The organism is Methylobacterium sp. WL6 (assembly GCF_008040095.1).
Lineage (GTDB): Bacteria > Pseudomonadota > Alphaproteobacteria > Rhizobiales > Beijerinckiaceae > Methylobacterium.
The window spans coordinates 1-8819 of sequence record NZ_VRVH01000189.1 but is presented as its reverse complement, the minus strand read 5'-3'; the positions used below and the strand labels follow the sequence as shown (position 1 = coordinate 8819).

At 66.6% G+C, this 8819-nt stretch carries 8 protein-coding genes and 1 pseudogene; 3 read left to right on the top strand and 6 right to left on the bottom strand.

Going from position 1 to position 8819, the window contains the following annotated elements:
- The coding region (locus FV230_RS19915; RefSeq protein WP_147843621.1) for a response regulator at nt 1–860 on the top strand (860 nt) is incomplete at its 5' end.
- Nucleotides 861–870: 10 nt separating this feature from the next.
- On the opposite strand, the gene FV230_RS19910 is transcribed toward FV230_RS19915, so the two are convergent.
- Complete coding sequence (locus tag FV230_RS19910; protein WP_147726303.1) at nt 871–1638, bottom strand: NAD kinase; 768 nt, start codon at nt 1636–1638, stop codon at nt 871–873.
- Nucleotides 1639–1742: 104 nt separating this feature from the next.
- Here FV230_RS19910 and cutA point away from each other — a divergent pair, with 104 nt between their 5' ends.
- Nucleotides 1743–2075 (top strand): divalent-cation tolerance protein CutA, encoded by a 333-nt coding sequence (cutA, locus tag FV230_RS19905; RefSeq protein ID WP_147843620.1) that lies wholly within the window; start codon nt 1743–1745, stop codon nt 2073–2075.
- Here the strand turns inward: cutA and FV230_RS19900 are convergent.
- The 3 genes from FV230_RS19900 to crtI form a co-directional block, all read right to left on the bottom strand.
- Nucleotides 2054–3199: a glycosyltransferase family A protein gene (locus FV230_RS19900; RefSeq protein ID WP_147843619.1), complete on the bottom strand. Its 1146-nt coding sequence runs from the start codon at nt 3197–3199 to the stop codon at nt 2054–2056. The genes cutA and FV230_RS19900 overlap by 22 nt on opposite strands.
- Nucleotides 3199–3969, bottom strand: coding sequence for a lysophospholipid acyltransferase family protein (locus FV230_RS19895; protein ID WP_147843622.1), 771 nt, complete (start codon nt 3967–3969; stop codon nt 3199–3201). The genes FV230_RS19900 and FV230_RS19895 overlap by 1 nt, the downstream gene beginning before the upstream one ends.
- 126 nt (nt 3970–4095) lie before the next feature.
- Nucleotides 4096–5622 carry a phytoene desaturase family protein gene (gene crtI / locus FV230_RS19890; RefSeq protein ID WP_147843618.1) on the bottom strand — a complete coding sequence of 509 codons (1527 nt, stop codon included), beginning with the start codon at nt 5620–5622 and terminating at the stop codon, nt 4096–4098.
- A gap of 556 nt (nt 5623–6178) precedes the next feature.
- On the opposite strand from crtI, the gene FV230_RS19885 reads away from it, so the two are divergent.
- A complete protein-coding gene (locus tag FV230_RS19885) occupies nt 6179–7417 on the top strand; it encodes a hypothetical protein (protein WP_147843617.1) in 1239 nt (412 codons plus the stop codon).
- Between the two features lie 7 nt (nt 7418–7424).
- On the opposite strand, the gene FV230_RS19880 is transcribed toward FV230_RS19885, so the two are convergent.
- Nucleotides 7425–8639: an ABC transporter permease gene (locus FV230_RS19880; RefSeq protein WP_147843616.1), complete on the bottom strand. Its 1215-nt coding sequence runs from the start codon at nt 8637–8639 to the stop codon at nt 7425–7427.
- Nucleotides 8636–8819: pseudogene (locus FV230_RS19875) on the bottom strand (ABC transporter ATP-binding protein); the annotation flags it as partial. The pseudogene FV230_RS19875 and the gene FV230_RS19880, both read right to left, overlap by 4 nt.

Sequence of the window (8819 nt, the reverse complement as noted above, 5' to 3'; positions counted from 1 at the left end):
CCGCGAACGCGCCGCGTTCCACTACCTCCGCCGACGCCCTGCCGCGCTTCCCTCAAGCCCGCGTGCTCGTCGCCGACGACAGCGCCGTGAACCTAGAGGTCGCGATCGAGGCGCTGGCGCGCTGCGGCGTGACGGACGTGATCACCGTCGGGGACGGCGCGCAGGCGATGGCCGCGAGCGCGGCCGCCCATTTCGATCTGGTCCTGATGGACGGCAGCATGCCGGTCCTCGACGGGTTCGCGGCGACGCGCGCGATCCGCCGCCGCGAGGCCGAGACCGGCGCCGCCCGCCTGCCGATCGTCGCGATGACCGCGCACGTGATCGGCGACGGCGCGCTCGCGTGGCAGGACGCCGACATGGACGGGACGCTGGCAAAACCCTTCACCCTGGCCCAGCTCGCGCAGGTGCTCGGCCGCTTCGTCGTGGCCGACGCGCCCGGTGCGGACACGCTTGCGTCCCGGGTGGACGCCTTCGACGAAGCAGGCTCGGACCAGCCTTCCGCCCCCGGGCTCCTCGACAGCGAAACCCTCGAAGGCCTCGCCGAGATGGGCGACGGCGCCTTCCTGGCGCGCGTGCTCGGCCTCTACACCGGGCAGGCGCCGGCGGCGCTGACCGCGCTGGAAGCCGCGATCCCCGGAGGCGAAGCCGGCACCGTCGCCAGCGCCGCCCACGGCCTGAAGTCGATGAGCGCGAACATCGGCGCGACGCGGCTGGTCGGGTTGCTCGCGGCGGTCGAGGGCGGGGCTCGGAGTTCGGGCACCATCCCCGATGCGGGGCAGATGGCGGAGATCCGCGCGGCGTTCACGGAGACTTTGTGCGCGCTCGCCGCTTACGGGGCGCGCAGGGATCTCGCTGCGTAGGCGAGCGCCTTCAGCCGAACTGCTCGCGCAGGATGCGCTCGTCGAGGCTGTGGCCGGGGTCGTGCAGCAGCACGAGATCGGTCTCCCGGTCGAGCCAGGTGTCGACCATCGACACCCGGCGGAACTCGGTGTGGTCGGCCACCGCCGCGACGGGCCTGTGCTCGGCGTCGAGCACCTCGATCCGGATGTGGGCGTGGTCCGGCAGCAGCGCGCCGCGCCAGCGCCGGGGCCGGAACGCCGAGATCGGCGTCAGCGCCAGGAGCTTGGCGTTGAGCGGCAGGATCGGGCCCCCGACCGACAGGTTGTAGGCGGTGGATCCGGCCGCGGTGGCCGCGAGCACCCCGTCGGCGATCAGCTCGGGCAGCCGCACCTGCCCGTCGACCGAGATCTTGAGCTTGGCGGTCTGGTGGGTCTGGCGCAGCAGGTAGACCTCGTTGATCGAGCGGGCGCGGTGGCTGCGCCCCTCGGTGTCGTGCGCCTCCATCAGCAGCGGGTGGACGACGCTGCGATGCGCGGCCTCCAGGCGCTCCAGGAGGGTGTCCTCGCGGAACTCGTTCATCAGGAAGCCGACGGTGCCGCGGTTCATGCCGTAGATCGGCTTCTTCGCGTCCATGAAGCGGTGGAGCACCTGCAGCATCAGGCCGTCGCCGCCGAGGGCGACCACCACGTCGGCCTCCTCGGGCGCGACGTGGTCGTAGCGCCGCATCAAGGCGGCGGCCGCCTCGCGGGCGTCGGGCGTCGGGCTCGCGACGAAGGCGACCTTGTGGAAGCGCGGCATGCGTGACCCGGACCCACCTGAGTTGACGCGGAGCCGGAGCGGGGCTCAATCGTGCGCGTGCACCATGCTTCGTGCGTGCGCCCAGTCGTTCAGAGAGCCATAGCATGGAGCGTCCGCTCCTCGTCTATACCACGTTCCCCGATGCCGAGACGGCGCTCGCCGTCGGCGAGACGCTGGTGCGGGACAAGCTCGCCGCCTGCGTCAACGTGCTGCCCGGGATGCGCTCGGTCTACGCCTGGAAGGGCGCGATCGAGCACGGCAGCGAGGTCGTCGCAATCGTGAAGACGCGCACGGGCCTGTCGGACACCCTTGCCGCGGCCCTGAAGGCGCGCCATCCCTACGAGACGCCGATCGTCCTGCACCTCGCGATCGCCGAGGCGGATGCGACGACGGCGGCGTGGATCCTCTCAGAGACTCAGGCGCCGCCGGTCGGATAGCTGCGGCCCTTCCAGACGGCGGCGCCTGCGCGCTTGCGGCGCAGCAGCACGTTCCACTGGATCGCCAGCGCGACCACGACCGCCGCGGGGTGGAGCGGGATGGTCGCGGCCGGCTCGTCGGTCACCAGGGTGATCGCCGTGCGGGTCGCCAGCGAGACGGCGAGCGCCGCGAGCGCCAGGAACCAGGTCGCGGCGTCGAGGCCGCCGAAGAGGCCGGCCAGCACCAGCACGGGCGGGAGGACGTGGCCGAGGCCGAGCAGGGCGGTCCAGACCGGCAGCGCCACCGGCGTCGCCATGCCCTCGTGGGCGTTCTTCGAAAACCCGGCCCAGCACTGCGAGAATCCCGTATACATCCGGCAATCGGCAAGCGCGTGCCCGGCGACGAGGTCGGTGCGGTGTCCGGCCGCGCGCAGCAGCCGGGGCAGCTTCACCCCGTCGTGCAGGAAGCGGCGGATGGCGCCGTGGCCGCCGATCGCCGCGTAGGCGTCGCGCCCGATCAGCAAAAGCTGCCCGCAGGCCGCGCCCAAAGCCGGGCGCATCGAGGCGCGCATCATCGCCACCGGCAGGTAGCCGACGAGCAGGAAGTTGATCATCGGCACGGTGAGCTTCTCGCCGAGCGTGCCCATCACCTGCCGCGGCACCGCGCTGACGAGGCCCGATCCGGTGCGGCGGGCATGGGCGACAAGGCCGGCCGCCGCGAACGGCTTGAGCCGCACGTCGGCGTCGACGAAGAGCAGGTGCGCGCCGCGTGCCTCGCCGGCGAGGTGGGCGCAGGCGTGGTTCTTGCCAGTCCAGCCCTCCGGCAGCGGCGGCACAGGCACGAGGCGAAGGCGCGGCTCGCCGGCGGCGATGCCCGCGACGATCTCGGCGGTGGCATCGGTCGAGTGGTCGTCGCCGACCAGCACCTCGACGGCGACGCCGACGCCGGCGAGCGCCGCCCGAACGGTCGCCGCGATATGGGCGGCCTCGTTGCGCGCCGGAATGAGGATCGAGACGAGGCCCGCCTCCGGCCCGTCCGGCTCGGGCGTGCGCAGCAGCGTCAGGTTCATCGCGGCGAGGACGGCCGGCAGGAGCGCGGCCGCGAGCGCCAGGATCGCGAGGGCGGGCAGCACGAGGTCGACCATCAGCGCTGCGCTTTCTCGGCCCGGGTCTCCCGCCCGGCCGCGGCCCGGTGGCCGGCCTCGAAGCGCCGCCCGCGCAGTGCCGACGCCATCCGCCGCCAGCCGTCGTACAGGCCGCCGACGCCCTGGCGCCCCGCGGCGAGGTCGTGGAACCGCGCCGGATCGCGGGCGATCACGTCGGCGCTCAGGCGATCGAGGACGGCGGTGAGGTCGGCCTCCAGCCGCGCGAGGCGCGCGCCGCGGGGCAAATCGCCCAGGGTCCGCCCGGACACGGGTCGGCCGAAGGCCGCGCAGGCCTCGGCGCCGCTCTCGTCCCAGAACGCGTATTCGAGCGCCAGCGGCACGAACTGCGCGTCGGGCGCGATCTCGGCGAGCCGGGCGACGCCGGCGCGCAGGGCAAGCGGCCGGCTGCGCACGTCGGCGAAGCGCCCCTGGGCGGTGATCCAAAGCACGCTCGCGGGCCGGGCCAGGATCTCGCGCGAGGCGGCCATGAACTGCGCCGCGCCGCGCGGCGTGTCGAGGTCGACGCCGAACGCGCCCATCCGGCGGAAGACGCCGTAGCGTTCCAGCATCCGCGCGTCGAAGGGCGCGTAGCTCGACCGCTCGGGAAACAGGCGCTCGGCGAGCAGGATGATCACCGCCGCATCCCACCAGGCCGGATGGTTGCAGTAGACCACTACCGGCCCCGGGCCGAGCTCCGGCGCCGCCCCCCAGCGTGCGAGGCGCAGGGCGTTCATCCGCCGCCGGAGGAAGCGATCGAAGTAGGCGACCATGAACCGCCACACCAACGGCGAGGCCGGCGGCGGCGCCCGGAACCGGCGGCTGCGATCGGGCGCATCGGCCATGGGTTCAATCCCGGACCGGACCGGGCGGCAGGATGCCGGGTGCCGCTTCGCCGGTCACGCGGATTCGCGCAGCTGCCCGCGGGCGTCGGCGTCGTGCGCGTCGGCGGCGATCCAGCCCGACATCATCACCATCGGCATGCCCGGCCCGGGATGGGCGGCGCCGCCGGCGAGGTAGAGGTTGCGCACTTGCCGCGAGCGGTTGCCCGGCTTGAACGCGCCCATGACCTTGCCGTGGGAGGCCAGCCCGTAGATCGCGCCGTTGAGCACGTGGTAGCGCTCGTGGATGTCCTGCGGCGTGAGGTGGCGCTCGACGACGATGCGCTCCTCGAGGTCGGGCATGCCGACCGTGCGCTTGAGCTTGTCGAGGATCACCTGCCGGTAGGCCGGGAACATCGTCTTCCAGTCGTGGTGCGGGCGCAGGTACGGCGTGTGGACCAGGACGTAGAGCGCCTCGCCGCCCTCGGGCGCCACCGACGGATCGGTGGAGGAGGGCGCCGCGAGGTAGGCGGTCGGGTCCGGGGCCGGCTCGCCCTTGCGGTAGATCCAGTCGAATTCCTCCTCGGGGTCCTTGGAGAAGACGAAGTCGTGGTGGTTCAGGTGCTCGTAGCGCTTGTTCAGGCCGAGGTAGAGCACCACGCCGGAGCAGGCCGGCTCGGGGTTCTTCTTCGCGTAGGCCTTGCCGGCGTCGCCGCCGACCAGCTCCTTATAGGTCCGCACCGAATCCATGTTCGAGATCACCGCGTCGTAGGCGGTGGTGCCGGACTTGGTCCGCACGCCCTTCACCGCGCCGGCCGAGACGTCGAGGCCCAACACCTCCTCGCCCGGCTTCAGCGTCGCGCCGAGCTCGGTCGCGAGCTTGGCCAGCGCCTCGGCGACGGCCCGTGTGCCGCCCATCGGGTACCAGACCCCCTCCGCCGTCTGCATGTGCGCGATGGCGCAGAGCACCGCCGGCGCGCCGTAGGGCGAGGAGCCGACATACTGCACGAAGTGGTCGAGCATCTGCGCCAGGCGCGCATCCTTCACCTTGCCGCGGATCGTGCTCGCCACCGAGGCGTGCATCCGGAGCGCGAGCACGTCGCGCAAGGTCCCGGGGTTGAGGTTCGCGCGGACGTTGATCGTGTCGAACAGGTCCTCCACCGGCTTCCAGAAGAAGAATTTTTCCGAGATCTGGTGCAGGTTCTCGGAAACCTCCAGGAACTTCCTGTAGCCCTCGCCGCTCCCAGCGCCCGGCGCGAAGCGATCCATGTCGGCGGCCATGCGGGCGACGTCCTGCATCAGGTCGATGCGGGTGCCGTCGTCGAAGAAGCAGCGCCACTGCGGATCGAGCCGGCGCAGGTCGAGATAGTCGTGCAGGTTGCGGCCCGCCTCGGCGAAGATGCGCTCCAGCACGCGCGGCACGGTAAGGATCGTCGGCCCCATGTCGAACCGGAAGCCGCCCTCGTGCAGCACCGCGGCCTTTCCGCCGAGCCAGTCGTTCTTGTCGTAGACCGTGACCCGGTGTCCGCGCGCCGCGCTCACGCAGGCGGCGGCCAAGCCGCCGAGCCCGCTGCCGACGACGGCGACCGTGGAATCCTGGCTCATGGCGTTCGATACTCCCGGCACGCCCGCGACGACGGCGTCCCCTCGATTGAAGCTAGGCAGAACCGATCGGCGGTCAACGCGCCACCGGGTCGCGGCGATGGATGTCACCGTAAGCGTGCGAATTCGATCCGAGATTCGGGAGAGAGGTCGCTGCTATGGTCACTACTAGGCGGTTCAACCCTCGAGGGGAAATAATTTCACAAAAGACCAAATGCCAAAATTATCTATTAATTCCCGTAAATAAAATATATCAAAATCCATTCCATCAGCAATAAAGCATGAGACAAGACAACACAAACAATAATTTAGATAACAAAATTTTCAAAGGGTCCTTACCGCTAGGCATGGCCAATCGCCTTTTTCTTGATTTTTGGCGGCTTCTAAGACATGATTGGCGATGATTTAATGGGGCTGGCGAATTTATCGATGGCGAGAGAAAAACTATCGGACGTATTCAAAACCATTGGCCAGCCAACGGTCACCTACGTAAAGCGTGATAATGGAAGATTAGAGGCTCAACTAAACAATCCATTGAACGAAAAAGGCATCTTATGCCTTGTTACTGGTCCGTCCAAAAACTGGTAAAACCACCCTTTATCATGAGGTGCTGTCTTTAAGAGGCGAAATTCCCTTGATTGTGCGGTGTGATAAAAACAAAAATTGTGACACCATATGGAAACAAGCGCTCGAAGCTATTGGCTTTGAAAGACTGGAATTAAAAACGGTAAATAAAAATTTTAAAAATTCCAGCGAACTAGAGCTTGGATCCAAGCTTAATTGGGCTTGGCTCGCCGACATCAATGCCAGAATAAAGGGCAGCCTTGGGCTCGAAAAAGGGGAAACAGAAGCACGTCGTCGTGTACTCGCAGACCCGGGTCCAGATTTACTTGTCCCTCTTTTGAAAACGACAAATTGCGTTTTAGTTATTGAGGATTTTCACTACCTTGATGACATGCAAAAAATTTTTCTATTTCAGCAATGGAAGCAATTTATAGACAACGAAGTTTCTGTTGTTGTCCTTGGAACCACTCACCGGGCAGTCGATATTGCAAACAGCAACAAGGATTTGGTGGGGCGAATTTCGCAAATTGATGTTGGCCATTGGGAATCAAAGGATTTAGAACGAATTAGTGAACTCGGACTGAATCATCTTTCTGTGAAATCTGCAAAGGATCTTCGGATTTTTATCGCTTCTGAAGCGGCCGGCCTGCCGATAATTGTGCAACAGGCGTGCTTATCGACACTTACGACAGAAGGCGTTGAGTATTCAGATCAAATCCGCAAAATGAAGCTTACCTTGCGAAAGGATGCTGTAGAAAGAAGCTTGCATAGCGTTGCTAGATCAAGATACACACAATTTGAGTCATATTACTCGACGCTAATTCGTGGTCCCCGGGAAACGTCACGAAAATATAAAACTTACGAGCTTGTACTAGCTTGCTTTACGTTGGACCCAATTAAATTTTCGCTGAGCCGCAAAGATATCGATCACAGGATGAATAAACTTCGGCTTCCCGTTGAGGAGTTTCCGCCGGCGGCTTCATTAAACTCAACCCTCGGCGCATTAAGTAAATTTCAGGAGCGTCGAGATATTGAAATATTAGAATGGCGGCCTCGGGAAGAAATTTTTTATATAATTGAACCGGCATTTCTATTTTATGTCAGATGGCGCACGAAAAAAGAAACTCAGCCCGAACAACTCGACATGTTTGAAATACTTCTGAAAAGTATATGGAACCTTCCAGATAATCGGAGTGACTTGCGCCTCAGCGCTGACCAAAAAATAAAAAATTAACGCATTTTTAGGTAAATTTTTTCTGCCGGCGCCTTGGAGTGACCAGCAACAAAGCAGAAATCAACGATAGGACAGCGATTGTTGTCATCACACTGAGTGCAGGAAGCGCTGCGATAAGACCGTCGCCCAGAGCACCCTGGTATGCCTCGATCGCCCAGGCGTTCGGCGTGAACCAGCCCGCCTGCTGCAACCAGGGCGGCATCAGGAAACGCGGCACCATGCTGCCGCCGACCGCCGAGAGCAGCAGCACGCCGAAGGTCGAGGCGAGGTGCGCCTGCTGGCGGGTCGCGGCGGCGGCGCAGGCGGCGAGCGCGAGCCCGGCCGCCATCGCCGAGACCAGCGCGCAGGTCACGAGGAAGGCCGGCCAGTGCGGGCCGATCTCGACGCCGTAGAGCAGGGCCGCGGCCGCGAAGATCAGCCCGGCCTGGGCGACGCCCTGCACGGTGAGGAAGGCGAACTTGCCCAGCACGATGACGCCCAGGCCGCCGGGCCCCGCCATCAGCCGGTCGGCGAGGCCGGTGGCGCGCTCCTCGGTGAGCGACATCGCCCCCTGCATCGCGGCGAACAGCAGGAACACCGCGGTGATCGCACCGGCATAGTAGCGCACGCGCTCGTTGGCGGCGCCTTCCGCGGTGCTGCGCCGCTCGACCAGCGAGGCGAAGCTGAACGGCTCCTTCTTCGCGCGCTGCTCGGCGAAGGCCTCGTCGAGGAAGGCGCGCTCGTCGGCGCCGATCTTGCCGCTGCGCTCGACGTCGGCGACGACCCGCGACAGCACCACGTCGGGCAGCGCCTCGTTCAGCACCCGCTGGAGCTGGCCGAGGGCGATCGGGGTGGCGAGCGCCTTGGCCGGGCTCTCGACCAGCACCACCGGCTGCTCGGACGCCGCACCGGCCGCCGGTGCCGCGAGGTCGCTGCGGATCACCAGCGCCACGTCGACGTCGCCGCGGCGCACCGCGGCGACGATTCCGGCCAAGTCGCGCTCGGGCAGGCGCGTCACGCGCAGCGACGGGTCGGCCTCCAAGGCCTTCATCAGGCGCTCGGTGGTGGGGGTGCCGGCGAGGTCGGCGAGCCCCAGATGGATGCGGATGCGGTCGCCGATCGCGCCCGAGAAGATCGCGGCGAAGATCACGAAGATGACGGTCGGCAGCACGAAGGCCATCGTCAGGGCGGCGCGGTCGCGGATCAGGCTGATCCACATCACGCGGAAGGCGGCGCCGATCATCGCGCGGCCTCGGCCAGGCGCAGGCCCGCGGGGCCGCCGTCGAGGGCGTCGAGGTAGAGCGCCTCGAGGCCGGGCGCGCGCACGCGGACCTCGTAGGCCGGCACCGCCTGCGCCCGCAGCGCGTCGAGCAGGTCCGCGCCGTCGAGCGGGCGGGCGAGGCCGGGGGCGGCGCGCCAGACC